The organism is Enterobacter sp. MGH120 (assembly GCF_001037725.1).
Taxonomy (GTDB): Bacteria; Pseudomonadota; Gammaproteobacteria; order Enterobacterales; family Enterobacteriaceae; genus Enterobacter; species Enterobacter hormaechei_C.
In genome coordinates this window covers 4,235,492-4,261,285 of the sequence record NZ_KQ089940.1, presented here as the reverse complement: position 1 = coordinate 4,261,285, position 25,794 = coordinate 4,235,492, and the positions used below count along the sequence as shown (strand labels likewise).

Below are 25,794 nucleotides of genomic sequence, written 5' to 3'. Positions count from 1 at the left end.
CAGGCCCGGTAAGCGCAGTGTCACCGGGCAAGGGTTTACTGCCCGTAGTAGGCTTTCGCACCGTGCTTACGCAGGTAATGCTTATCCAGCAGGGTTTGCTGCATATCCGGCAGCTGCGGTGCCAGCTGGCGGCAGAAGATCCCCATATAGGCGACTTCCTCCAGCACGATCGCGTTGTGCACCGCGTCCTCCGCGTTTTTACCCCAGGCAAACGGGCCGTGGGAGTGCACCAGCACGCCGGGCATTTGCGCCGCGTCGATTCCCTGTTTTTCGAAGGTTTCGACAATCACGTTCCCCGTTTCCCATTCGTACTCACCGCCGATCTCCGCATCGGTCATCAGACGCGTGCAGGGAATGGTGCCGTAAAAGTAGTCCGCGTGGGTGGTGCCGGTGGCCGGAATAGGCTGGCCCGCCTGCGCCCAGATGGTCGCGTGACGCGAATGGGTATGCACAATCCCGCCGATGGTCGGGAAGGCCTGATACAGCAGGCGATGAGTGGGCGTATCGGAGGAGGGCTTTTTATTGCCTTCAACCACTTCACCCGTTTCGATGCTGACCACCACCATGTCTTCTGCGGTCATTACCGTGTAATCCACGCCGGAAGGCTTGATCACGAACACCCCTTTTTCCCGGTCAACGGCGCTGACGTTGCCCCATGTCAGGGTTACGAGGTTATGTTTTGGCAGCGCCAGGTTGGCTTCGAGTACCTGACGTTTGAGATCTTCTAACATTGTCGTCTCCTGCCGGATGGCGCTGCGCTTATCCGGCCTACAGAACCGTAGGCCCGGTAAACGAAGTGCCACCGGGCACTCCGTACTTAGCGTTTTGAACCGTAATAGACTTCGTTCCAGCGCAGCGCGTCTTTAAAGGCTGGCAGACGGGTGTCGTTATCAATCACGGTCAGTTCGATGTCGTGCAGCTCGGCAAACTGACGCATATCGTTCAGGTCAAGCGCGTGGCTGAATACGGTGTGGTGCGCGCCGCCGGCCAGGATCCAGGCTTCCGAGGCGGTTGGCAGGTCAGGCTGCGCTTTCCACAAAGCGTTGGCAACCGGCAGCTTCGGCAGAGAATGCGGGGTTTCAACCGCATCGACGCAGTTCACCAGCAGGCGGAAACGATCGCCGAGGTCAATCAGGCTGGCGTTAATGGCCGGGCCGGTACGGGTGTTGAAGATCAGACGGGCCGGATCCGCTTTGCCGCCAATGCCGAGGTACTGCACGTCGAGGATCGGTTTCTCTTCAACCGCGATGGATGGACACACTTCCAGCATGTGCGAGCCGAGCACCAGATCGTTGCCGTTCTCGAAGTGGTAGGTGTAGTCCTCCATAAAAGAGGTGCCGCCCTGTAGACCGGTCGACATCACCTTCATGATGCGAAGCAGAGCGGCAGTTTTCCAGTCGCCTTCGCCCGCAAAGCCGTAGCCCTGCTGCATCAGACGTTGTACCGCCAGACCCGGGAGCTGTTTCAGGCCGTGGAGATCTTCAAAGGTGGTGGTGAAGGCATGGAAGCCGCCCTGTTCCAGAAAACGCTTCATGCCCAGCTCAATACGTGCGGCATCCAGCACGTTCTGGCGCTTGTCACCGTTGACCTGTGCCGCAGGCGTCAGGCGATAGCTGCTTTCGTACTCGTCCACCAGCGCGTTAACGTCGCCATCGCTGATGTCATTCACCACCTGCACCAGGTCGCCCACCGCCCAGGTGTTGACGGAGAAGCCAAATTTAATCTGCGCGGCCACTTTATCACCGTCGGTGACCGCCACTTCGCGCATGTTGTCGCCGAAACGCACCACTTTCAGGTGGCGGGTATCCTGCTTAGATACCGCCTGACGCATCCAGGAGCCAATACGTTTTTGTGCCTGACCGTCCTGCCAGTGCCCGGTCACCACGGCATGCTGTTGACGCATGCGCGCGCCGATGAAGCCGAACTCGCGGCCGCCGTGCGCGGTCTGGTTCAGGTTCATGAAGTCCATGTCGATGCTGTCCCACGGCAGGGAGGCGTTGAACTGCGTGTGGAATTGCAGCAGCGGTTTGTTGAGGATAGCCAGGCCGTTGATCCACATTTTGGCTGGCGAGAAGGTGTGCAGCCACACCACCAGGCCAGCGCATTTGTCATCGTAATTGGCATCGCGGCAAATGTTGGTGATTTCGTCCGGGGTGGTACCCAGCGGCTTCAGCACCAGTTTGCACGGCAGTTTGGCTTCCGCGTTCAGCGCATTCACAACGTGCTCCGCGTGTTTCGTCACCTGCTGCAACGCTTCCGGTCCGTACAAATGCTGGCTGCCAATCACAAACCACACTTCATAATTATTAAAAATGGTCATTATCGTGTCCTTAATGTGTCAGGGTTGCCGTAGTATCCGCGGTGCTTTTGGCCGGGGCGGCGACAGGGAGATAGTGAAGTTCGGCGCTTTTTGCCCATTGCTGGTAGCGCTGATAAAGCTGTTCAAAGCGTTGTGCCTGCTGAGTCTGCGGCTGGAGCGTACTTTCGACGGCGCTCGCCATGTGCTGTTGCGCGGTCGGGATATCCGCATGTACGCCTGCGGCCACGGCAGCGAAAATCGCGGCGCCCAGCGCACAGCACTGATCGGAGGCCACAATTTGCAGCGGCCGGTTCAGCACGTCGCAGCAGGCCTGCATAATCACCGGGTTTTTACGGGCGATGCCGCCCAGCGCCATCACGTTGTTCACGTCAATGCCCTGCCCGGTGAAGCACTCCATAATGGCGCGCGCGCCGAATGCGGTGGCGGCGATCAGGCCGCCAAACAGCGCGGGCGCGTCGGTCGCGAGGTTGAGATCGGTAATCACCCCTTTCAGACGCTGGTTGGCAAACGGCGTACGACGCCCATTGAACCAGTCCAGCACCACCGGCAGGTGGTCGAGAGACGGATTTTTTGCCCAGGCTTCGGTGAGCTGCGGCAGGAGCTGTTTTTTGCTCGCCGTAATCTGCGTTTTCAGTTCAGGATGCGCGGCAGCCAGCTGATCCAGCGGCCAGCCGAGCACGCGGCCAAACCAGGCGTAGATATCGCCGAAGGCGGACTGACCCGCTTCGAGGCCGATAAAATCGGGTACCACGCTGCCGTCAACCTGACCGCAAATGCCTTTCACCGCGCGGTCGCCGACGCTGGCTTTATCTGCCGTCAGAATGTCACAGGTGGAGGTGCCGATAACTTTCACCAGCGTGTTGGGCTGCGCACCCGCGCCCACCGCACCCATATGGCAGTCGAACGCGCCGCCGGAAATGGTCACGTTTTGCGGCAGACCGAGGCGTTTCGCCCACTCTTCGCAGAGCGTGCCGACCGGAATATCGGCGGTGAAGGTGTCGGTAAACAGCGGGTATGTCAGGTTTTTGTTGATGATCGGGTCGAGTTCATCGAAGAACGTTGCCGGAGGCAGCCCCCCCCAGCTTTCATGCCACAGCGATTTATGCCCGGCGCTGCAACGGCCGCGGCGGATATCCTGCGGGCGAGTGGTGCCGGAGAGCAGGGCGGGAACCCAGTCGCATAGCTCAATCCATGACGCGGCTGCCTGTGCGACCGACGCGTCCGCGCGGGTAACGTGCAGGATCTTGGCCCAGAACCACTCGCTGGAGTAAATTCCGCCGATATACCGTGAGTAGTCAGTTTTGCCCGGCTGATGGCATAAGCGGGTGATGGCTTCCGCCTCTTCCACGGCGGTATGGTCTTTCCACAGCACAAACATGGCGTTCGGGTTGTCGGCAAACTCCGGTCGCAGCGCCAGTACGCGGCCTTCGGCATCGACAGGGGCAGGCGTTGAGCCGGTGCTGTCGACGCCAATCCCCACGACATCGGCCCGCTGGGCGTCCGTCAACTCTGCCAGCACGGTTTTGATCGCCGCTTCCATTGATTCAATGTAATCACGCGGGTGGTGGCGGAACTGGTTGTTCGGCGCATCGCAGTAGCGCCCCTCTTGCCAGCGCGGATACCACTCAACGCTGGTTGCTATCTCCTGGCCAGTCGTACAGTCCACTGCCAGCGCGCGAACTGAGTCGCTGCCAAAATCGAGGCCAATTGCAATTGCCATGGTGTTGCTCCATCCAAAAAACAGGTATGGAAGAACATTAGAGACTAGGGACAAAAATCGTCAGGCAGGATCCGCTAATCTTATGGACTAAATTGCTGTAGCCACGCAAAGTGTGACGCCGTGCAAATATTCTATGTGGACATTTCTGCCGCACTTATAGACACTTTTGTTACTGCTTATCTGCCCGTACTGGCGGAGAAATCAGGGGGAAGGGCTGAAACATGGCGGACGTAAAAGAGGCGTGATGCTTTTTGGATCTTTTCGCGGGCCATTTTTATACTGCTTTTATCGATATGGACAATTGGTTTCCTTCAGGACCCTTGGGAGAACTGAATCTATGGCCGAACCGCAAAACGATCCCTTACTGCCGGGCTACTCATTTAACGCCCATCTGGTGGCGGGGCTGACGCCAATTGAGGCCGAGGGATATCTCGATTTTTACGTCGATCGCCCTCTTGGCATGAAGGGATATATCCTCAACCTGACCGTACGCGGAGAAGGGGTCGTCAAAAACGGGGCTCAGCAGTTTATCTGCCGCCCCGGTGATATGCTGCTGTTCCCGCCGGGGGAGATCCACCACTACGGGCGCCATCCGGATGCCAAAGAGTGGTATCACCAGTGGGTCTATTTCCGTCCGCGCGCCTACTGGCAGGAGTGGCTCTCGTGGCCGGCCATTTTCGCCCATACCGGTTTATATCGCCCGGATGAGGCGCATCTGGCGCAGTTCCGTGAGCTGTTCGCACAGATTATTGAGGCAGGGCAGGCGGGCGGGCGCTACGCCGAACTGCTGGCCATCAACCTGCTTGAACAGGTGCTGCTGCGCCGCATGGAGGCCATCAACGAGTCGCTTAATCCGCCGCTGGACAACCGCGTCCGCGACGCCTGCCAGTACATCAGCGACCACCTTGCCGACAGCCAGTTTGATATTGCCAGCGTCGCCCAGCATGTGTGTCTGTCGCCGTCACGGCTCTCTCATCTGTTCCGCCAGCAGCTTGGCGTGAGTGTACTCAGCTGGCGTGAGGATCAGCGCATCAGCCAGGCGAAACTGCTGCTCAGCACCACCCGAATGCCTATCGCCACCGTCGGGCGTAACGTCGGCTTTGAAGATCAGCTCTATTTCTCTCGCGTGTTTAAGAAGTGCACCGGTGCCAGCCCGAGCGAATTCCGTGCGGGATGTGAATAATCGGTAAACATTCAGGTGAACTTCAGGCGCATCTTGTAAACTATTCAGACAATTGATGCCTTGACGCGGTGCAGGGCGCTAAGCAGAATCGCTGATTCGTTTTCTGACCGGAATAGTTATGCAGGCATTGCTGGAACATTTTATTACCCAGTCCGTTATGTATTCGCTCATCGCCGTGGCGCTGGTGGCGTTTCTGGAGTCGCTGGCGCTGGTCGGGCTGATCCTGCCCGGCACCGTGATGATGGCGGGGCTTGGGGCGCTGATCGGCAGCGGCGAGGTCAATTTCTGGCAGGCGTGGATGGCCGGTATTATTGGCTGTTTGCTGGGGGACTGGATCTCCTTCTGGCTGGGCTGGCGCTTTAAGAAGCCGCTGCACCGCTGGTCGTTCATGAAAAAAAATAAAGCGCTGCTGGATAAAACCGAGCACGCGCTGCACCAGCACAGCATGTTCACCATCCTCGTGGGGCGCTTCGTTGGCCCAACGCGCCCGCTGGTGCCGATGGTGGCCGGGATGCTGGATCTGCCCGTCGCGAAGTTTGTGGTGCCGAACATCATCGGCTGCGTCTTCTGGCCGCCGTTCTACTTCCTGCCGGGGATCCTGGCGGGCGCGGCCATCGATATTCCTGACGGTATGCAAAGCGGTGAGTTCAAGTGGCTGCTGCTGGGAACGGCGGTCCTGCTGTGGCTGGCGGTCTGGCTCTGCTGGCGCCTGTGGCGCAGCGCGAAAGCCAGTGTTGATCGCCTGACGCGCTATCTTCCGCGCTCTCGCCTGCTCTGGCTGGCCCCGCTGACGCTGGGGGTGGCTGTCGTGGCGCTGGTGGCGCTGATTCGCCACCCGCTGATGCCGGTGTACGGTGAGATCCTGTTGAAGGTGGTGAGCCGTTAAACGCCGGGCGGCACTGCGTTTGCCCGGCCTACGGTCTTATACCCAGTAATCCTGACGCGCTTTCTTTCCCGCTCATTAAGGCGTCGGTTGTTCCATCCCACAAAATACGTCCCTCCGCGATCACTACCGATCGCGGCGCGATGCGTGCGGCATCTTCGATGCTATGCGAAACCATCAGCATCGTCAGTTGCTCGCGCTCGCAAACCTCCTCAACCAGTGAGAGCATCTCCTGACGCAGGGCCGGGTCGAGCGCCGAAAAGGGTTCGTCGAGCAGCAGCAGCGGCTGCTTGCGCACCAGACAGCGTGCCAGCGCCACGCGCTGGCGCTGGCCGCCGGAAAGCTCACCCGGTAGTCTGTTGATAAACGCAGCCAGGCCCATTTGTTCGGCGATCGCCTCCAGCGTCTGACGCTGCGCAACACTGAGTTTTAACCCCGGATCCATACCCAGCGCGATGTTCTGCCACACCGTAAGATGATTGAACAGATTGTTTTCCTGAAACAGCATCGACACCGGGCGCTTAGCCGGCGGAGCGTAGGTATATTCGCCATTATCAATGACGATCGACCCGCTGGCAGGCTGCAAAAAACCGGCAATCAGATTGAGCAGAGTACTTTTTCCGGCCCCGCTAGGGCCAAGCACTGCGATTCGCTCTCCCTGACGAACGGAGAGGGTAAAACGCATTGGCAGGTGCTCATAAAGCCAGGTTACATCAGTCAGTTTTAACATCACGCCCCGGAAGTTTTTCGATAACGGTAAATAACGCAAAGCACAGCACCAGCAGTAAAAGTGCCGTGACGGCGCCGTCCTGGCTACGATAGGAGCCAATTTCCTGATAAAGCCAGAACGGCAGCGTGCGGAAATCCTCGTTGCCAAAGAGGGCCACAACGCCAAAATCGCCAATCGACAGCACGCAGGCAAACGCCAGCGCCTGAGCCAGCGGACGCTTTAGCGCGCACAGTTCGACCACCTTCAGACGCTTCCAGCCCTGCATGCCCAGCGACTGACACAGCAAACTGTAGCGGCTGTTGACGTCGCGCATCGGGTTTTCCAGCACCTTGAGCGCGTAAGGGATAGCCATCAGTGCGTTGGTAAAAATGACGATGCCGTCGGCGCTTTCCGGCAGGCCGATGGTGCTGTTGAACAGTAAAAAGAATCCGGTCGCCAGCACAATACCCGGCATCGCCAGGATCAGCATACCCGTCAGTTCCAGCGCGTGTCCGGCTTTACGGGCATGACGCGCGTACAGCTCGCGGCTGCTCCAGAGCAGCATCATGGTCAGGATCACGCACAGCAGCCCGGCTGCCAGCGCGATGCGCAATGAGGTCCACGTCGCCTGCCACAGGACAGGCTGTTGCAGTACCGACAACACATTGCGATTCAGGCCATCAACGATAACGGCCAGCAGCGGGGGCAGCAGAAGCAGGAGGGCCAGCGCGATCAGCATAAAATCCGCGACGCGGCTGTGCAGGCTGTCCTGCGGATCGCGCCAGCCTGTCAAGTGATTGCTGCCTGTGGGGATCGCTTTACTCAGCCGCTGGCTGAGTAACACCAGCGCCAGGCAGCAGACCATCTGCACCATCGCCAGCAGCGCGGCGCGGCCCGGATCGTAGTCGTAACTTAAGGCCTGATAGATCGCCAGCTCAATGGTGGTGGCCTGCGGCCCGCCGCCGAGAGAAAGCACGGTCGCAAAGCTGGCGAAGCAGAGCATAAAGATTAGCGCGGCCACCGGGGCAATCTGGCGTCGCAGCCACGGCCATTCGACAAAGCGGAAGAACGACCAGCCGCGCATGCCAAGCTGGGCGGCAATCTGACGCTGCTCACCGGGAATGTTTTCCAGCGCCTGTAAAAAGAGGCGCGTCGCCATCGGCATATTGAAAAAAATATGCGCCAGCAGAATGCCTTTCAGGCCGTAAGGGGAGAAGGTCCATTCCAGACCAAGCAGGTTGAAGAGGGATGCCAGCCAGCCCTGCCGACCGTAGACGCTCAGAATACCGAACACCGCCACCAGCACGGGCAGGATCAGCGTCATCGCGCACAGCCGCAGCAGGGCAAGCCTGCCGGGGAAACGTCTGCGATAGAGGGCGCGTGCAAGGAAAATGGCCGGGATCGTCGACAGCAGCGCGGAGAGAAACGCCTGCCAGAAGGAGAAACGGATGACGTGCCAGAGATAGCTGTCGTGCCAGAGGGCGAGCAGATCGCTCTCTGGCGCGTTAAACCACAGCGCAAGGAATGCACCCAGGCTGACGACCACCATCAGTATGGCGGCGAGCAGCCCGGGAACTAACCAGCCGGGGATCAGCGGCTGACGGCGCGTTGCCATTCACTAATCCATGCGGCGCGCTGGGCGGCAACCTGCTGCGGCGTAAATTCCAGTGAGGTTTGCGGCTTGTTTAGCTGCTCAAAGCCTGCCGGCAGCGCAACGTCAGTGACCGGGTACATCCAGTTTCCTGTCGGAATAGCATTCTGGAATGCCGGGGAGACCATAAATTTCAGGAATTTTTCGGCAAGCTCCGGCTGTTTGCTCGCGGCGGTGCGGGCGGCCACTTCCACCTGCAAATAATGCCCTTCAGCAAAGTTCGCGGCGGCGTAGTTATCCTTCTTCTCGGCGATAATGTGGTAGGCCGGAGAGGTAGTGTAGCTCAGCACCAGATCGCTTTCGCCTTTCAGGAACAGGCCGTAGGCTTCGCTCCAGCCTTTGGTGACGGTAACGGTTTTCGCGGCCAGCTTCTGCCACGCTTCCGGCGTTTTATCCCCGTAGACTTTCTGCATCCACAATAGCAGCCCCAGACCCGGCGTGCTGGTACGCGGATCTTCATAAATTACGCGCCATTTCTGGTCACTTTCGACCAGCTCTTTCAGGCTTTTGGGCGGATTCTTCAGCTTGTTTTTATCGTAGACAAACGCAAAGTAGCCGTAATCAAAGGGAACGAAGGTGTCGTTTTTCCAGCCGCCCGGTACGTTGACGGCATCTGACGCCACACCGCTTTTGGCGAACAGTCTGGTTTGGGTGGCGGCTTCCAGCAGGTTGTTATCCAGCCCGAGCACCACGTCGGCTTTGCTGTTTTTGCCTTCCATGCGCAGCCGGTTAAGCAGAGAGACACCATCTTCCAGCGCCACGAATTTCAGCTCGCAGTTGCAGTCGGCTTCAAAGGCTTTTTTAACCACCGGGCCGGGGCCCCAGTCGGCGGAGAAGGAGTCGTAGGTGTAGACCGTCAGAACGGGCTTAGCAAAAACAGGCAGCGCAAACAGCGCCAGCAGAGGAAGAACGTTTTTTAACACTTTGCACCTCAGGGTTGAGTGGCAAAGGATTTTGAGAGACAGCCTCAAATCCCTTCGCCGGCGTTATCCGGATCAGGTTCGACGGGTATTATCTCAGCGCACATCAGTGATGCAGCACCCCGTTGAGAACGGCGCTATTGTAATGATTTGGTGAATATTACGAAAGCGTTATGGCTCCGGCGGCGCAAACCAGGCGGATTTAAAATCAAACCAGCCGAGGGTATTCATCCGCAGGCCGCGCATGCTGCGCTGCCCCTGGATCAGCAGCCAGTGGTGAATCAGCGGTACGATCGTCTGCCCGGTCAGTAATTCCTGACACCAGGCGGCCAGATCCATTTCTCCCGCGCGCCACCGCGCGGCGTCCTGCTGCCAGTCCCGGTTGATACAGTGCTGAATCAGGGGCACTTCGTACAGGTGAGAAAAGAGCGAGAAATCAAGCGGCAGCGTAAAGTTTGCGCTGTTGAGCCAGATATCGCTGATGACGTCTCCGCGATGCCATTCATCATAATCGACTTCCTGTATCGCCAGCGTCACGCCTTCGGCTGCCAGCAGCGTGCTCATGATCCTCGCCAGAAAACGATGCTCAATGTGATCGCGATAGTAGCTGAGGGTGATGGTCTCCAGTCCGGCAGGCTTTTCGCTGCGGACGGGCTGCGCATGGTGCCAGCGTGGGAGCAGGCCATAGGCCGGGAACCACCAGGTCTGGTATTGCTCCTCTGCGTGATAAATCAGGTTAGCGGGCGCCAGAATATGGCTTATCCACCTGCGGACGTCGTGGTTTGCCCCGCGATGGCTGCGGCTATCAAAGAGCAGGTAGTAGCAGCCCTCCTCCAGGCGGCTTTCGAACGCCTTTTCACCGGCTGTTGGCCCTTCCAGGGTCAGGCCTGCGCTCAGCTCTTCGTTGAGATCCGGTAACACCCAGACGTTCACTTCGTCGATCAACGCCCTATAGCCAAAGTAATCATCAAAGGCGCGGATCTTCAGCTGATTACTGTTATTTCGTGTAACGGAGTAGGGGCCCGTACCAATCGGCTGGCTGGAAAAATTGTTCAGGGAGCGCCACTCGGCAGGCAGGATCATTGATGGCACGTAGCCCAGAAGCCACGGAAGCCATTTGTCCGGCTGCGAAAGCTCAATATCCAGCGTCCAGGCCGTTGGAGAGTGGATCCGTGCGATATGCGAATAGAGCGGCAGCGTGCGGGCGCGCTCTAAAGAGGCGATAACGTCGCGCATCTCCAGCTCGCGTCCATGGTGGAAATGAATGCCGGGGCGTAGAAAGAAGCGCCAGTGCAGCGGAGACACCTGTTGCCAGTGATGGGCAATATCCGCTTCCAGTTCCCCGTTTTCCTCATTTATCCGCGTCAGGCCGCTGAAAATCTGCCGGGCCATGTGGGTTTCAGAGCGACGTAACGCCGTACCGGGCAACAGATTTTTCATTGGGCGGTAGTAAAGTACCCGCAGAATGTGGCGTCCCTGACGAAAGCTGCGTCCCAGATGCGAGACCAGCATCTGGCGCACGGCGGCTTTGTCGCCCACCAGCTGGACCAGCTGATCGATGCGGTCCTGCTCCAGCAGATCCTCCGCTCGCTGTTGCTGTAACGCCAGGCCGGTATAAAGGAAAGTCAGGCGCGAACGCTTGCCGCGTCCGGCTTCGGCCTCCCAGTTTAGCCAGCCCTGCTGCTGCATGGTATTAAGGAGCGTGCGCATATGACGCCGGGAGCAGTTGAGGAGCTCGGCCAGCTCGTTCAGCGTGGTCTCCTGCGATTGCCCCTCGCAGCACTGCCAGAGGCGGATAAATTGTTGTTGCAGACGACCGGAAGGCATAAAAGGGGAACTCCTGACAAAAAATCAGCAATTTATTAATCCCTATATTAAGCCAATAATCCTTTTCGATGAAGCGAGGAGGTAAATTATGAAGAGGTCTACCGCACGTCAGTTTTATCAGCACTATTTTTCAGCGACAAAGGGAGTGTCCTGGCTGGCCCGCCAGTGCGCAGAGCAGCGGCTGAGAATACTGGAAGATCTGATGCAGTGGGACGTTACGAAACCGACCTCTTCTCGCTAACTCGCCTCGATCATGTGTGACTGAGTATTGGTGCTAATCACCCGCCAGCAAAATGTTTTTTGCTGGCTTTTTTCGTTTACTATTCCACCCAATTTCGATTCGCTTTCATAAGGACTTGCGCATGCTCTGGTTGATGACGATGGGGCGACGCCTGAATGGCGTGTACGCCGCTTTTATGCTGGTGGCCTTCATGATGGGCGTGGCCGGCGCGCTTCAGGCGCCGACGCTGAGCCTGTTTCTCAGCCGCGAGGTGGGGGCGCAGCCGTTTTGGGTGGGCCTGTTCTACACCGTCAACGCCATTGCCGGGATCCTCGTCAGCCTGTGGCTGGCGAAACGATCCGACAGCCAGGGCGATCGCCGCAAGCTGATCCTCTTTTGTTGCGCCATGGCCGTGGGCAACGCGCTGCTGTTTGCCTTCAACCGCCATTACCTGACGCTCATTACCTGCGGCGTGCTGCTGGCCTCTCTGGCGAACACCGCCATGCCGCAACTGTTCGCCCTGGCCCGGGAGTACGCCGACAGCTCGGCGAGGGAAGTGGTGATGTTCAGCTCGGTGATGCGTGCGCAGCTCTCTCTCGCGTGGGTCATCGGTCCGCCGCTGGCGTTTATGCTGGCGCTGAACTACGGCTTCACCACCATGTTTTCCATCGCGGCGGGGATTTTTGTCATCAGCCTGGCGCTGATAGCCTTTGCGCTGCCATCGGTGGCGCGCGTAGAGCAGGTGACGGACAAGCCCATCACGCAGGTGAGCGGCTGGCAGGATAAAAACGTCCGCATGTTGTTTATCGCCTCCACGCTGATGTGGACCTGCAACACCATGTACATTATTGATATGCCGCTGTGGATCAGCAGCGATCTGGGACTGCCCGACAAGCTCGCGGGTATTCTGATGGGCACCGCTGCCGGGCTGGAGATCCCGGCGATGATTCTGGCGGGTTACTACGTCAAACGTTTCGGAAAGCGTCGGATGATGGTCGTCGCCGTGGCGGCCGGGGTACTGTTCTACGCGGGGCTGATCCTGTTCCATTCGCGTGAAGCCTTGCTGGCGTTACAGCTGTTTAACGCGGTGTTTATCGGAATCGTTGCCGGGATAGGCATGCTCTGGTTCCAGGATTTAATGCCGGGGCGCGCAGGCTCCGCGACCACGCTGTTTACCAACAGTATCTCTACCGGCGTGATTCTGGCAGGGGTGATTCAGGGGGCGCTGTCGCAAAGCTATGGGCATGCATCCGTGTACTGGGTGATCGCAGCGATTTCGCTCGTCACGCTGATGCTGACGTGCCGGGTAAAAGACGTTTGATTCTGGAAGGCGGCTTCACGAAATGAAACGATTTTCTGACAGGCGCAGAGAAGGCGCATAGAGTGCGTGACGGGTGCTTGAGGCTGTTTGCCTCAGGCTTTCGCAAGAGGCAAACAGTGGAGAGTCCCACATCAAAAAACTGATGGGGAGACCAACTTCACAACCAACATTGCGAGGTTAGTCTCTTCATTGCCGAAAAGCAATAAGGAGGCTGGAATGCCAAAACGTACTCTGCTGTTAGGTTTGTTTCTGATCTGTACGACGCTGTTGATCTTCACCTGGATGGTGCGCGACTCGCTGTGTGAGCTGCACTTCAGACAGGAGAAAACAGAGCTGGCGGCAGTGTTGGCTTACGAAGCAAAACGTTAGCAGTATTGGCGGGGAGTTTTCCCCGCCACTCCAGAGTGGTTGAGCCTCAACGCACCCTTATCAATGGCCCGCGCCCTGCGGGCCATTGCCTTTAACCCATAAACGCAGGCTGTTTTTTCTCGTAAGCGGAGATAGCCTCTTCGTGTTGCAGCGTCAGGCCAATGCTATCCAGACCGTTCAGCATGCAGTGGCGGCGGAACGCATCAATGCTGAAGCTGTAGATCTTATCCCCGGCTTTCACCACTTCCGCTTCCAGATCCACCTCAAACGAAATCCCCGGATTCGCCTGCACCAGCGCAAACAGTTCATCGACCTGTTCGTCACTCAGCGTCACCGGCAGCAGCTGGTTGTTGAAGCTGTTGCCGTAGAAGATATCCGCGAAGCTCGGGGCGATAACCACCTTAAAGCCGTAGTCGGTTAATGCCCAGGGCGCATGTTCACGCGACGATCCGCAGCCAAAGTTTTCCCGCGCCAGCAAAATGGAGGCGCCTTTGTATTCCGGAAAGTTCAGGACGAATTCCGGGTTCGGCACTTCGCCTTTATCGTCGAGGAAACGCCAGTCGTTGAACAGATGCGCACCAAAACCCGTGCGCGTCACTTTCTGCAAAAACTGCTTAGGAATGATCGCGTCAGTATCGACGTTAGCGGCGTCCAGAGGGACAACCCGGCCCGTATGTTGGGTAAATTTCTCTGCCATGATTGTCTCCTTATTTCAGGCTGCGAATATCGGCGAAATGACCGGTGACTGCCGCAGCGGCGGCCATTGCCGGGCTGACCAGGTGGGTGCGCCCACCGCGGCCCTGACGGCCTTCAAAGTTACGGTTGCTGGTGGAAGCACAGCGCTCGCCCGGATTCAGGCGGTCGTTGTTCATCGCCAGACACATGGAGCAACCCGGCAGGCGCCACTCGAAGCCTGCTTCGATAAAGATCTTATCCAGACCCTCCGCTTCCGCCTGGGCTTTCACCGGACCGGAGCCTGGCACAACCAGCGCCTGCACGCCCGGCGCCACTTTGCGGCCTTTAGCGATTTCTGCCGCAGCGCGTAAATCTTCAATACGGGAGTTGGTACAGGAGCCGATGAATACTTTATCAATGCTCACGTCGGTCAGCGGTACGCCGGGTTTCAGCCCCATGTAAGCCAGCGCTTTTTCCGCACTGGCACGTTCGACCGGATCGGCAAAGGAGGCCGGGTCAGGAATACTGTCGTTGACGGAAATCACCTGGCCCGGGTTGGTGCCCCAGGTGACCTGCGGGGCGATTTCTTCCGCCTGTAACGTCACAACGGTATCAAAAATTGCCCCCTCGTCCGTTTTCAGGGTTTTCCAGTACGCTACCGCGTCGTCAAAATTCTGACCTTTCGGCGCATGCAGACGCCCCTTCACATAGCTGAAGGTGGTTTCGTCTGGGGCCACCAGGCCTGCTTTGGCGCCCATCTCAATGGCCATGTTGCACAGGGTCATACGACCTTCAATGCTCAGCGCCTGGATAGCGTCGCCGCAGAATTCCACGACGTGACCGGTGCCGCCTGCGCTGCCGGTTTTGCCGATAATCGCCAGCACGATATCTTTCGCGGTGATACCCGGCGCAGCTTTACCCTTCACTTCAATCTTCATGGTTTTGGCGCGGCCCTGCTTCAGGGTCTGCGTCGCCAGAACGTGTTCAACTTCAGAGGTCCCAATCCCGAACGCCAGGGCGCCAAATGCGCCGTGCGTCGCGGTGTGGGAGTCACCGCAGACGATGGTCATGCCCGGCAGAGTAATCCCCTGCTCAGGCCCCATTACGTGGACGATGCCCTGATAGGGGTGGTTCAGATCGTACAGCTCCACGCCAAACTCGTTACAGTTCTTAATCAGCTCCTGCATCTGGATACGCGCCATCTCGCCAGATGCATTGATGTCTTTGGTCTGGGTGGAAACGTTGTGATCCATCGTGGCAAAGGTTTTACCCGGCTGACGCACCGGGCGCTTATGCGCGCGCAGGCCGTCAAATGCCTGAGGAGAGGTCACTTCGTGTACCAGATGACGGTCGATGTACAACAGTGGGGTTTCGTTTGGTGCTTCGTAAACAACGTGCGCATCAAACAACTTCTCATATAACGTCTTAGCCATGATTACACCCCTTCAGCGACATAGCGGGCAATGATGTCGCCCATTTCATCGGTACTGACTGCCGCCGTGCCGCGTGCTAAATCACCGGTACGGACGCCTTCTTCTAATGCCCGGTTAATGGCGTTTTCAATTGCGGTTGCTGCATCGCCTGCATCCAGGCTGTAGCGCAGCAGCAGAGCCAGGGAGAGGATCTGCGCAATCGGGTTGGCGATGTTTTTACCTGCGATATCCGGCGCGGAGCCGCCCGCCGGTTCGTACAGGCCAAAGCCTTCTTCGTTCAGGCTGGCCGAGGGCAGCATGCCCATGGAGCCGGTGATCATCGCGCATTCATCCGAGAGAATATCGCCGAACAGGTTGGAGCACAGCAGCACGTCAAACTGGGACGGATCTTTAATCAGCTGCATCGTTGCGTTGTCGATATACATATGTGACAGCTCAACGTCCGGGTACTGCCTGGCAACTTCACTGACGATTTCGCGCCACAAAATAGACGACTGGAGCACGTTCGCTTTATCAATAGAGGTCACTTTACGGCGGCGTTTGCGCGCTGACTCAAACGCGATATGAGCGATACGTTCAATTTCAAAACGGTGATACACCTCGGTATCAAACGCTTTCTCATGCTGACCGCTGCCTTCGCGGCCTTTTGGCTGCCCGAAGTAGATCCCGCCGGTCAGCTCACGCACGCAGAGAATGTCGAAACCGTTGGCGGCGATATCGGCGCGCAGCGGGCAGAACTCTTCCAGCCCCGGGTACAGCTTCGCGGGACGCAGGTTGCTGAACAGTTTGAAGTGTTTACGCAGCGGCAGCAGCGCGCCGCGCTCTGGCTGCTCTGCTGGAGGCAGGTGTTCCCACTTAGGGCCACCCACTGAGCCAAACAGAACGGCATCGGCATTCTCGCAGCCTTCTACAGTCCCTTTCGGCAGGGGAGTACCGTGGTTATCAATGGCAATACCGCCCACGTCGTAGTGGCTGGTGGTAATTTTCATCGCAAAACGCGAACGAACGGCTTCCAGTACTTTCAGCGCCTGTGTCATCACTTCCGGGCCAATACCGTCACCCGGCAACACAGCAATATGGTAATTCTTCGACATCACACGGTTTCCTTGTTGTTCTCTTTATTCTGAGCTTTGCGTTGCAACTCTTTTTCGACTTCGGCTGCGCGCCAGATGTTGTTCAGGACATGCACCATCGCTTTCGCGGAGGATTCGACGATATCTGTCGCCAGACCCACACCGTGGAAGCGGCGACCGTTATAGTTGACGACGATATCAACCTGGCCCAGGGCGTCTTTACCGTGCCCTTTTGCCGTCAGGTCGTATTTCACCAGCTCTACGTCGTACTCAGTGACGCGGTTAATCGCCTGGTAAATGGCATCCACAGGGCCGTTACCGTTGGCGGCTTCCGCTTTAATTTCATCGCCGCAGGCCAGCTTGACGGAGGCGGTAGCGATATCACTTGAGCCTGACTGAACGGTGAAGTAGTCCAGACGGAAGTGTTCTGGCTCTTCCTGCTGTTTGTTGATGAATGCCAGCGCTTCCAGGTCGTAATCGAAGACCTGGCCTTTCTTGTCAGCCAGTTTCAGGAATGCGTCGTACAGCTGATCCATGTTGTAATCGCTGTCCTGATACCCCATCTCTTCCATACGGTGTTTCACCGCCGCGCGGCCAGAGCGCGAGGTCAGGTTCAGCTGAACCTGGTTCAGACCGATGGATTCCGGAGTCATGATTTCGTAGTTTTCACGGTTCTTCAGCACGCCATCCTGGTGAATACCGGAGGAGTGAGCGAACGCGCCAGTACCAACAATCGCCTTGTTCGCCGGGATCGGCATATTGCAAATCTGGCTCACGGTCTGGCTGGTGCGCCAGATTTCGTTGTGATTGATGCGAGTGTGTACGTTCATAATGTCTTTGCGCACCTTGATCGCCATGATCACTTCTTCCAGCGAGCAGTTGCCGGCGCGTTCACCAATGCCGTTCATTGCCCCTTCTACCTGACGCGCGCCGGCGTGGACGGCAGCGATGGCATTGCCCACAGCCAGACCCAAATCATCGTGGGTGTGAACAGAGATGATGGCTTTATCAATATTAGGTACGCGGTCGTACAGGCCGGTGATGATGTTAGAGAACTCAAACGGCATGGTGTAGCCGACGGTATCCGGGATGTTGATGGTTCTGGCTCCGGCATTAATCGCGGCTTCCACTACACGGGCCAAATCGTCAATCGGCGTGCGGCCTGCATCTTCACAGGAGAATTCGACGTCATCAGTATAGTTACGCGCGCGTTTAACCATATACACCGCACGTTCGATCACTTCATCCAGCGTGCTGCGCAGCTTGGTTGCAATGTGCATGGGGGAGGTGGCAATGAATGTATGGATACGGAAGGCTTCTGCAACTTTCAGGGATTCCGCGGCCACATCAATATCTTTCTCAACGCAGCGAGCCAGACCGCATACGCGGCTGTTTTTGATGGTGCGGGCGATGGTCTGTACTGACTCGAAATCACCCGGCGAGGAGACGGGAAAGCCGACTTCCATTACGTCTACACCCATGCGTTCGAGGGCCAGCGCAATTTGCAGTTTTTCTTTAACACTCAGGCTCGCCTGTAATGCCTGTTCACCGTCACGTAAAGTAGTATCGAAAATAACGACTTGCTGGCTCATGGGTTAGGTCCTTGTCAGTCTTAGGGCGCCTTGCTACGAGCATAAAAAAACCCGCGCAGTGGCGCGGGTTTTTAGTTTTACTGAAGACGATTCAACGCTGAATTTCGCCCGCCAGTCTACCGCGCACAGTGGATGCGTTTAGTAGTAGTAGACCGGTGAAACGAAGGGTGCGAATCATGAATCGTGCTCCAGATGAATGCGATATGCTTTTAGTGGTACTGGATACGCTGACTCATGTCAACCCCTCTCAGGCAAAACGGCCACTCAGCGCAGGATAAACACATTAGCTAATTGTGCTGGTTTTTACGCTGTTAACCGATTTAATTGTCTATTATTGGACTTGAGATTCATCTCTGGAATAATTTGAATATAATTGGTAGCAATTGAACACAGTATTTTTACCGATGTGCTGTGAAATGGAATGTGTTTTATTTCATTGAGTTATAAGTTCTATGAATGAATCATGGGCGGGAAAGTTATCAATATTGATATCATTTTGTTAATGAAATCGTGGTGTATGGCCTTCATAGTTTAATAATACTTAAGTTATTATTAACTAAGGCGGTGATTGTGTATTTGCCAGCTTTATGGTTTCATGCCTGCATTAAAGTTTTAGATATCATTTGAACGATTTTTAGCTCTTCATTCAGGGGATGCTTAATGGCATCTCTTGAATGAGGGTTCTTTATATATTCTGAATTTTAAATAATTTCCTTTCGCTTGTTGTATATGCATGGTAAATCATATTTTTCGAAGTTATTACTGTACTTTGGCAAAGGGAATTTAGCGTGACAGTGGAGTCAGAAATGCCAGAAAATAATATTAACCAACCACAGCCTTATGATGGGGTTAAGCCTCAGTTACGCACAGTGGATCTCAACCTGTTAACTGTATTTGATGCAGTTATGCAGGAGCAGAATATTACGCGAGCAGCGCAATCTCTGGGAATGTCTCAACCTGCCGTGAGTAATGCCGTAGCCAGACTTAAGGTGATGTTTAACGACGAGTTATTCGTCCGGTATGGAAGAGGTATCCAGCCCACGGCGCGTGCATTCCAGCTATTCGGTTCGATTCGTCAGGCGCTACAGCTGGTTCAAAATGAGCTTCCCGGCTCAGGGTTTGAACCTTTAAGCAGTGAGCGGGTTTTCCATCTCTGTGTTTGCAGTCCGTTAGACAATTATTTGACGTCTGTTATATATAATAAAGTTGAACAGATTGCTCCTAATATTCATCTCGTTTTTAAATCATCTTTAAATCAAAACACTGAGCACCAGCTTCGTTATCAGGAAACGGAGTTCGTTCTGGGCTACGAAGAGTTTCGCCGTCCAGAGTTTGCATGTGTTCCGTTGTTTAAAGATGAAATGGTGTTAGTCGCCAGCAAAAAACATCCACGCATGAATTCGCCGCTGCGTGAAAGCGATGTTTACAGCGAGCAGCATGCCGTTGTTGCTCTGGACAGATATGCTTCGTTCAGTCAGCCGTGGTATGACACTGCCGATAAACAAGCCAGCGTGGCCTATCAGGGGATGGCGATGGTCAGCGTTTTAAATGTCGTTTCTCAGACGCAGCTAGTCGCTATTGCACCGCGCTGGCTTGCTGAAGAGTTCTCCGATTCGCTGAGCCTGCAAATTTTACCTCTGCCGCTCAAGCTGAATAGTCGTACCTGTTATCTTTCCTGGCATGAAGCGGCGGGGCGGGATAAAGGGCATCAGTGGATGGAAGAGTTGCTGATCAATATTTGTCGTCGATAAGTCAGGGTGAATAAACCGCATGGTGCCATGCGGTTTATTCTGTGATTTTTTATGCAGGCAATATTTTGTTCTGTGCGCATTTTTTCAGACGCTCAGGGCGGCTTAAAAATAGATGATTTCCTGATCCATCCTCTTTTTAAGAGATGAATTATTAGCGTCTCCCCTCATACCAGACGAATTCACCATATTCGTGTCTGACAGCTATTTTTTCTGCTTTTATTGCCCATTCCCGCATTCCGTTTGCTAATTGCCTGCCTCATAACGAGCGGTTAAGGTATCCATCACTCTGCACATTATAAGATGGGTTCACCCTGTCAGAAGACGGCGCGGAAATGAATTCTGTTGACCGTCTATAACAAAAGCCTGGAGGCAAAGCATGGAGATGTTGTCTGGCGCGGAAATGGTCGTCCGATCGCTTATCGATCAGGGCGTGAAACAAGTGTTCGGCTATCCCGGAGGCGCGGTTCTCGATATTTATGACGCGCTGCACACGGTAGGCGGTATTGATCATGTTCTGGTTCGTCATGAACAGGCTGCTGTGCATATGGCTGACGGCCTGGCCCGCGCCACGGGCGAAGTGGGTGTAGTGCTGGTTACTTCGGGGCCGGGAGCGACCAATGCCATCACCGGCATTGCGACTGCGTATATGGACTCTATTCCACTGGTCATTCTCTCCGGACAGGTGGCGACGTCACTGATTGGCTATGATGCGTTTCAGGAATGCGACATGGTGGGGATCTCACGCCCCGTGGTGAAGCACAGCTTTCTGGTTAAGCAAACGGAAGATATCCCGGGCGTGCTGAAAAAAGCCTTCTGGCTGGCCGCCAGCGGTCGTCCTGGGCCAGTGGTTGTCGATCTGCCAAAAGATATTCTCAATCCCGCGAATAAACTGCCTTACCTGTGGCCTGAGTCGGTGAGCATGCGTTCGTATAATCCGACGACGCAAGGGCACAAAGGCCAGATTAAGCGTGCGCTGCAAACGCTGCTGGCTGCGAAAAAGCCCGTAGTCTATGTGGGGGGCGGCGCCGTCAATGCAGCCTGTGAAACGCAACTACGCGAACTGATTGAGAAGCTGAATCTTCCTGTCGCGTCATCGCTGATGGGGCTGGGGGCATTCCCGGCTACCCACCGTCAGGCGCTGGGCATGCTGGGTATGCATGGCACCTATGAAGCCAATATGACGATGCACCATTCTGATGTGATTTTTGCCGTCGGCGTACGTTTTGACGATCGCACCACCAATAACCTGGCGAAATACTGTCCGAATGCGACGGTGCTACACATTGATATCGATCCTACTTCTATCTCTAAAACGGTGCCGGCGGATGTGCCCATCGTGGGGGACGCACGACAGGTGCTGGATCAAATGTTGGAACTGCTGGCGCAGGAGACCGCCTCTCAACCGCTGGATGAGATCCGTGACTGGTGGCAGCAAATCGAACAATGGCGCGGCCGTCAGTGCCTTAAATACGACACGCAGAGTGAAAACATCAAGCCGCAGGCGGTGATCGAGACGATCTGGCATCTGACCAAAGGCGAGGCGTATGTCACTTCTGACGTAGGCCAGCATCAGATGTTCGCTGCGTTGTATTACCCGTTTGATAAACCGCGTCGCTGGATCAACTCAGGCGGGCTTGGCACGATGGGCTTTGGTCTGCCCGCCGCGCTGGGGGTGAAGCTGGCGTTGCCGAACGAAACGGTTATCTGCGTAACGGGTGATGGCAGTATACAGATGAATATTCAGGAGCTTTCTACTGCGCTGCAATATGAGTTGCCAGTGCTGGTGCTTAACCTGAATAACGGTTACCTCGGTATGGTGAAGCAGTGGCAGGATATGATTTATTCCGGCCGTCACTCTCAGTCTTATATGAAGTCACTTCCGGACTTTGTCCGTCTGGCTGAAGCCTATGGTCATATTGGCATGCGGGTAACCGATCCGTCAGAGCTGGAAGCGAAGCTCGGCGAAGCGCTTGAGCACGTTAAAAACAATCGCCTCGTCTTCATGGACGTCATCGTCGACGGCACAGAGCACGTTTATCCGATGCATATCCGTGGCGGTGGTATGGATGAAATGTGGTTAAGCAAAACGGAGAGAACCTGATATGCGCCGGATATTATCTGTATTACTGGAAAATGAGTCGGGCGCACTGTCACGCGTCATTGGGCTTTTTGCGCAGCGCGGATACAACATTGAAAGCCTGACCGTTGCGCCGACCGATGATCCAACGCTCTCCCGCATGACGATCCAGACTGTCGGCGATGCGAAAGTGCTTGAGCAGATCGAAAAGCAATTGCACAAGCTGGTGGACGTGTTGCGCGTCAGCGAGCTGGGGCAGGGGGCTTACGTCGAACGTGAAGTGATGCTGGTGAAAATTCAGGCCAGCGGTTATGGCCGTGAAGAGGTCAAGCGTAACACGGATATTTTCCGTGGGCAGATCATTGACGTCACGCCTTCTATATATACTGTGCAGCTTGCCGGAACGAGCGATAAGCTGGATGCGTTCCTGGCCTCCGTCAGGGATGTGGCAAAAATTGTTGAAGTTGCGCGCTCTGGCGTTGTTGGCCTCTCGCGCGGCGATAAAATCATGCGTTAGTTGCGCAAAAGGTTCGCCTCTTTCAGCCCGGTAGCCAAAGCCGGGCTTTTTTTTGCGTAATCCGCCGACAACGCGGACAAAAGCGGTTGCCGTGAAAGCTATTCTGCGTTTAGATGTTAAAATATTTAACCATAACCTTGACAGGGCCATGGACTTTTTTCTTTTTTTGAGGGGCAATTGTGAAACTGGATGAAATCGCCCGGCTCGCCGGCGTGTCGAGAACCACGGCCAGCTATGTGATTAACGGTAAAGCAAAGCAGTATCGTGTCAGCGATAAGACCGTTGAGAAAGTGATGGCAGTCGTTCGTGAGCATAATTACCATCCGAATGCTGTCGCCGCAGGTTTACGTGCCGGACGCACCCGCTCGATTGGCCTGGTGATCCCGGATCTGGAAAACACCAGCTATACCCGCATCGCCAACTATCTTGAACGTCAGGCTCGTCAGCGGGGCTATCAGCTGTTGATTGCCTGCTCCGAGGATCAGCCCGACAACGAGATGCGCTGCATTGAGCATCTGCTGCAACGTCAGGTTGACGCCATCATCGTGTCGACCTCTTTACCACCCGAGCATCCTTTCTATCAGCGCTGGGCGAACGATCCATTCCCGATTGTGGCGCTGGATCGTGCTTTGGATCGTGAACATTTCACCAGCGTCGTAGGCGCCGATCAGGACGATGCAGAAATGCTGGCTGCCGAGCTGCGTACCTTCCCGGCGGAAACGGTGCTCTATCTTGGCGCTTTGCCTGAACTATCCGTGAGCTTCCTGCGTGAACAAGGGTTCCGTACGGCGTGGAAAGACGATCCGCGTGACGTTCATTATCTGTATGCCAACAGCTATGAGCGCGAAGCGGCTGCTCAGCTGTTCGAGAAATGGCTGGAAACGCACCCGATGCCGCAGGCGTTGTTTACCACCTCGTTTGCCCTGTTGCAGGGGGTGATGGACGTGACGTTACGTCGCGATGGCAAGCTGCCATCCGATCTGGCGATTGCGACCTTCGGCGATAACGAACTGCTCGACTTCCTGCAATGTCCGGTGCTGGCCGTGGCTCAGCGTCACCGCGACGTCGCCGAGCGCGTGCTTGAGATTGTTCTGGCAAGCCTGGATGAACCTCGCAAACCGAAACCCGGGCTTACGCGTATCAAACGTAATCTCTATCGGCGCGGGATTTTGAGCCGCCATTAATATTTCCACAGGGGCGGTAAAACTGCCCCTTTTGCGGCGCATTTATTGCGGGAAATAATTCCCGGATAAAAATTAGGATTTATCTCTAAGATTCGTAGCCGGCTATTTTTCTGAATCCGTTTTGGCGTTAAAAAGCGCAATTATAATTTTTAACGGGCATTCTTTTGTATTGTTTTGTTACAAACAGCCGCCAGCCGATGAATATTCAGCCATTTTTTACTGTCCCCTTCAGCCCTCAATGTACACGAACGAATCCATATTGCCTTGCGCTTAATCTGATGCTGTTATCCCCCGGCGATATGCCTTAAAATGCTGCCCGCGTCGCAAACTGACACTTTATATTTCCCTGCGATGATATTGAGTGAGTCTTAACGCTCGTGTGCATATTCGGTTTTTTTCTTACAAATATTCATAACGTTAATTTTGCCTCGCCAGTTGTGTAGTTATTAGCCAGGTCACTCTTGCTCTGTAAATACGGTGCTTTCGCGCCGGTATAGAGAGAGTCCTGGCTTGACAAGCTTTTCCCTCGCTCCGTAAACTCCTTCAGGTGGGAATTTGTGGGTTAAAGTGGTGAGGAGGGGTGAGGCTGGCATGTTCCGTGGAGCAACGTTAGTCAATCTCGACAGCAAAGGGCGTTTATCGGTACCAACCCGATACCGCGACCAGCTGATTGAGAACGCTTCGGGTCAACTGGTTTGCACCATTGACATCAACTCCCCCTGCCTGCTGCTTTACCCTTTGCCTGAATGGGAAATCATTGAGCAAAAGCTGTCGCGACTGTCGAGCATGAACCCGCAAGAACGCCGCGTGCAGCGGTTGTTATTGGGACATGCCAGTGAATGTCAGATGGATAGCGCCGGGCGATTATTGATTGCGCCTGTGTTGCGGCAACACGCCGGTCTGACTAAAGAAGTGATGCTGGTCGGGCAGTTCAACAAGTTTGAACTGTGGGACGAAACGACCTGGTATCAACAGGTCAAGGAAGATATCGACGCTGAGCAGTCTGATTCCGCAACATTATCGGAACGGCTGCGGGACTTGTCTCTATAAATATGATGGAAAATTATAAACATACAACGGTGCTGCTGGATGAGGCCGTTAACGGCCTGAATATTCGTCCAGACGGCATCTATATTGATGGCACTTTTGGTCGCGGTGGTCACTCGCGTTTGATCCTCTCCCAGCTTGGAGCGGAAGGACGCCTGCTGGCAATTGACCGCGATCCGCAGGCGATTGCCGTTGCGCAAACCATCGATGATCCTCGCTTTTCCATCGTGCATGGACCTTTCTCTGCGCTTGCGGATTATGTCGCTGAGCGCGGCCTGACCGGCAAGATCGACGGGATTCTCCTCGATCTTGGCGTCTCTTCACCACAGCTTGATGATGCAGAACGCGGCTTCTCCTTTATGCGTGATGGGCCGCTGGATATGCGTATGGACCCCACTCGCGGCCAGTCTGCCGCTGAATGGTTACAAACTGCTGACGAAGCGGATATTGCCTGGGTAATCAAAACCTTCGGTGAAGAACGCTTTGGCAAACGTATTGCGCGCGCCATCGTGGAGCGCAACCGCGTTGAGCCAATGACCCGTACCAAAGAGCTGGCAGAAGTCATCGCGGCGGCAACGCCGGTGAAGGACAAGCACAAACATCCTGCGACCCGTACCTTCCAGGCGGTTCGTATCTGGGTAAACAGTGAACTGGAGGAAATAGAGCTGGCGCTAAAAAGCTCGCTCGACGTGCTGGCCCCGGGTGGGCGGTTATCCATCATCAGCTTCCATTCGCTGGAAGATCGCATCGTAAAACGCTTTATGCGTGAACAGAGCCGCGGTCCACAGGTTCCAGCTGGGTTGCCGATGACGGAAGAACAACTCAGAAAGCTGGGAGGCCGTCAGTTGCGAGCATTAGGCAAGTTGATGCCGGGCGAAGAAGAGGTGGCAGAGAATCCACGTGCCCGTAGTTCAGTGCTGCGTATTGCAGAGAGGACGAACGCATGATCAGCAGAGTGACAGAGACCCTAAGCAAAGTTAAGGGATCGTTAGGAAGCAACGAGCGCCATGCCTTGCCTGGCGTGATCGGCGACGATCTTTTGCGGTTTGGGAAGCTGCCACTCTGCTTGTTCATTTGCATCATTGTGACGGCAGTCATGGTGGTCACCACCGCTCACCATACCCGTTTATTAACTGCGCAGCGCGAACAGATGGTACTGGAACGCGATGCGCTGGATATTGAATGGCGAAATCTGATCCTTGAAGAAAACGCGCTCGGCGATCACAGCCGGGTTGAACGGATCGCAACGGAAAAACTGCAATTACAGCATGTTGATCCTTCGCAGGAAAATATCGTAGTACAAAAATAAGGGAAAACGCGAC

24 protein-coding genes and 1 riboswitch are annotated in these 25,794 nt (G+C 55.6%); of the genes, 12 read left to right on the top strand and 12 right to left on the bottom strand.

The features are described 5' to 3' along the window. Positions 1–35 precede the first annotated feature (35 nt). The 3 genes from araD to araB form a co-directional block, all read right to left on the bottom strand. On the bottom strand, positions 36–731 hold the full coding sequence (araD, locus tag SK54_RS19870; RefSeq protein ID WP_023295910.1) for an L-ribulose-5-phosphate 4-epimerase: 696 nt from the start codon (positions 729–731) through the stop codon (positions 36–38). An 86-nt stretch (positions 732–817) separates the two neighbouring features. Beyond that, the gene (araA, locus tag SK54_RS19865; RefSeq protein WP_015572656.1) at positions 818–2,320 is read right to left on the bottom strand and encodes an L-arabinose isomerase; all 1,503 of its coding nucleotides are present in this window, start codon (positions 2,318–2,320) and stop codon (positions 818–820) included. Between the two features lie 10 nt (positions 2,321–2,330). Beyond that, positions 2,331–4,040, bottom strand: coding sequence for a ribulokinase (araB, locus tag SK54_RS19860; RefSeq protein ID WP_023303071.1), 1,710 nt, complete (start codon positions 4,038–4,040; stop codon positions 2,331–2,333). Positions 4,041–4,377: 337 nt separating this feature from the next. Here araB and araC point away from each other — a divergent pair, with 337 nt between their 5' ends. Then, on the top strand, positions 4,378–5,223 hold the full coding sequence (gene araC, locus SK54_RS19855; RefSeq protein ID WP_017383797.1) for an arabinose operon transcriptional regulator AraC: 846 nt from the start codon (positions 4,378–4,380) through the stop codon (positions 5,221–5,223). A gap of 118 nt (positions 5,224–5,341) precedes the next feature. After that, positions 5,342–6,109: a DedA family protein gene (locus tag SK54_RS19850; protein ID WP_015572658.1), complete on the top strand. Its 768-nt coding sequence runs from the start codon at positions 5,342–5,344 to the stop codon at positions 6,107–6,109. Positions 6,110–6,137: 28 nt separating this feature from the next. On the opposite strand, the gene thiQ is transcribed toward SK54_RS19850, so the two are convergent. The 4 genes from thiQ to sgrR form a co-directional block, all read right to left on the bottom strand. Next, positions 6,138–6,836, bottom strand: coding sequence for a thiamine ABC transporter ATP-binding protein ThiQ (thiQ, locus tag SK54_RS19845; protein WP_017694525.1), 699 nt, complete (start codon positions 6,834–6,836; stop codon positions 6,138–6,140). After that, positions 6,820–8,430, bottom strand: a complete 1,611-nt coding sequence (gene thiP / locus SK54_RS19840; RefSeq protein WP_048247829.1) for a thiamine/thiamine pyrophosphate ABC transporter permease ThiP — start codon at positions 8,428–8,430, stop codon at positions 6,820–6,822. The genes thiQ and thiP overlap by 17 nt, the downstream gene beginning before the upstream one ends. Continuing rightward, positions 8,406–9,389 (bottom strand): thiamine ABC transporter substrate binding subunit, encoded by a 984-nt coding sequence (gene thiB, locus SK54_RS19835; protein WP_032647227.1) that lies wholly within the window; start codon positions 9,387–9,389, stop codon positions 8,406–8,408. Before thiB ends, thiP begins: the two co-directional genes overlap by 25 nt. Positions 9,390–9,420: 31 nt before the next feature. Beyond that, positions 9,421–9,521, bottom strand: a riboswitch (TPP riboswitch). A gap of 36 nt (positions 9,522–9,557) precedes the next feature. Next, entirely contained in the window at positions 9,558–11,213 is a 1,656-nt protein-coding gene (gene sgrR / locus SK54_RS19830; RefSeq protein WP_017694522.1) for an HTH-type transcriptional regulator SgrR, read from the bottom strand. Positions 11,214–11,301: 88 nt separating this feature from the next. Here sgrR and sgrT point away from each other — a divergent pair, with 88 nt between their 5' ends. The 3 genes from sgrT to SK54_RS19815 all read left to right on the top strand — a co-directional run bounded on the left by sgrT (position 11,302) and on the right by SK54_RS19815 (position 13,123). Further along, positions 11,302–11,454, top strand: coding sequence for a glucose uptake inhibitor SgrT (sgrT, locus tag SK54_RS19825; protein ID WP_003856388.1), 153 nt, complete (start codon positions 11,302–11,304; stop codon positions 11,452–11,454). 121 nt (positions 11,455–11,575) lie between these two features. Beyond that, positions 11,576–12,754, top strand: a complete 1,179-nt coding sequence (locus SK54_RS19820) for a sugar efflux transporter (protein ID WP_015572661.1) — start codon at positions 11,576–11,578, stop codon at positions 12,752–12,754. A 216-nt stretch (positions 12,755–12,970) separates the two neighbouring features. After that, positions 12,971–13,123: a Hok/Gef family protein gene (locus SK54_RS19815; RefSeq protein WP_010427008.1), complete on the top strand. Its 153-nt coding sequence runs from the start codon at positions 12,971–12,973 to the stop codon at positions 13,121–13,123. A gap of 91 nt (positions 13,124–13,214) precedes the next feature. Here the strand turns inward: SK54_RS19815 and leuD are convergent, their stop codons facing one another. The 5 genes from leuD to leuL all read right to left on the bottom strand — a co-directional run bounded on the left by leuD (position 13,215) and on the right by leuL (position 18,074). Then, entirely contained in the window at positions 13,215–13,820 is a 606-nt protein-coding gene (gene leuD, locus SK54_RS19810) for a 3-isopropylmalate dehydratase small subunit (RefSeq protein ID WP_015572662.1), read from the bottom strand. A 10-nt stretch (positions 13,821–13,830) separates the two neighbouring features. Then, positions 13,831–15,231: a 3-isopropylmalate dehydratase large subunit gene (gene leuC, locus SK54_RS19805; protein WP_048247827.1), complete on the bottom strand. Its 1,401-nt coding sequence runs from the start codon at positions 15,229–15,231 to the stop codon at positions 13,831–13,833. 2 nt (positions 15,232–15,233) lie between these two features. After that, positions 15,234–16,325: a 3-isopropylmalate dehydrogenase gene (leuB, locus tag SK54_RS19800; protein ID WP_017694521.1), complete on the bottom strand. Its 1,092-nt coding sequence runs from the start codon at positions 16,323–16,325 to the stop codon at positions 15,234–15,236. Further along, positions 16,325–17,896 (bottom strand): 2-isopropylmalate synthase, encoded by a 1,572-nt coding sequence (leuA, locus tag SK54_RS19795; RefSeq protein ID WP_017383789.1) that lies wholly within the window; start codon positions 17,894–17,896, stop codon positions 16,325–16,327. Before leuA ends, leuB begins: the two co-directional genes overlap by 1 nt. Before the next feature lie 91 nt (positions 17,897–17,987). Beyond that, complete coding sequence (gene leuL, locus SK54_RS22825) at positions 17,988–18,074, bottom strand: leu operon leader peptide (RefSeq protein ID WP_057979999.1); 87 nt, start codon at positions 18,072–18,074, stop codon at positions 17,988–17,990. A gap of 628 nt (positions 18,075–18,702) precedes the next feature. Between leuL and leuO the strand changes: the two genes are divergently transcribed. The 7 genes from leuO to ftsL all read left to right on the top strand — a co-directional run bounded on the left by leuO (position 18,703) and on the right by ftsL (position 25,781). Next, complete coding sequence (leuO, locus tag SK54_RS19790; RefSeq protein WP_017383788.1) at positions 18,703–19,647, top strand: transcriptional regulator LeuO; 945 nt, start codon at positions 18,703–18,705, stop codon at positions 19,645–19,647. Positions 19,648–20,023: 376 nt separating this feature from the next. Beyond that, the gene (gene ilvI / locus SK54_RS19785) at positions 20,024–21,748 is read left to right on the top strand and encodes an acetolactate synthase 3 large subunit (RefSeq protein WP_015572665.1); all 1,725 of its coding nucleotides are present in this window, start codon (positions 20,024–20,026) and stop codon (positions 21,746–21,748) included. 1 nt (position 21,749) lies between these two features. Then, positions 21,750–22,241, top strand: a complete 492-nt coding sequence (gene ilvN / locus SK54_RS19780; RefSeq protein ID WP_003856371.1) for an acetolactate synthase small subunit — start codon at positions 21,750–21,752, stop codon at positions 22,239–22,241. 179 nt (positions 22,242–22,420) lie between these two features. Continuing rightward, a complete protein-coding gene (cra, locus tag SK54_RS19775) occupies positions 22,421–23,425 on the top strand; it encodes a catabolite repressor/activator (RefSeq protein ID WP_003856369.1) in 1,005 nt (334 codons plus the stop codon). A gap of 591 nt (positions 23,426–24,016) precedes the next feature. Next, the gene (gene mraZ, locus SK54_RS19770) at positions 24,017–24,475 is read left to right on the top strand and encodes a division/cell wall cluster transcriptional repressor MraZ (protein WP_006810119.1); all 459 of its coding nucleotides are present in this window, start codon (positions 24,017–24,019) and stop codon (positions 24,473–24,475) included. 2 nt (positions 24,476–24,477) lie between these two features. Further along, complete coding sequence (gene rsmH / locus SK54_RS19765) at positions 24,478–25,419, top strand: 16S rRNA (cytosine(1402)-N(4))-methyltransferase RsmH (RefSeq protein ID WP_003856366.1); 942 nt, start codon at positions 24,478–24,480, stop codon at positions 25,417–25,419. After that, positions 25,416–25,781 (top strand): cell division protein FtsL, encoded by a 366-nt coding sequence (ftsL, locus tag SK54_RS19760; RefSeq protein ID WP_003856363.1) that lies wholly within the window; start codon positions 25,416–25,418, stop codon positions 25,779–25,781. Before rsmH ends, ftsL begins: the two co-directional genes overlap by 4 nt. The last annotated feature ends 13 nt before the right edge of the window (positions 25,782–25,794 follow it).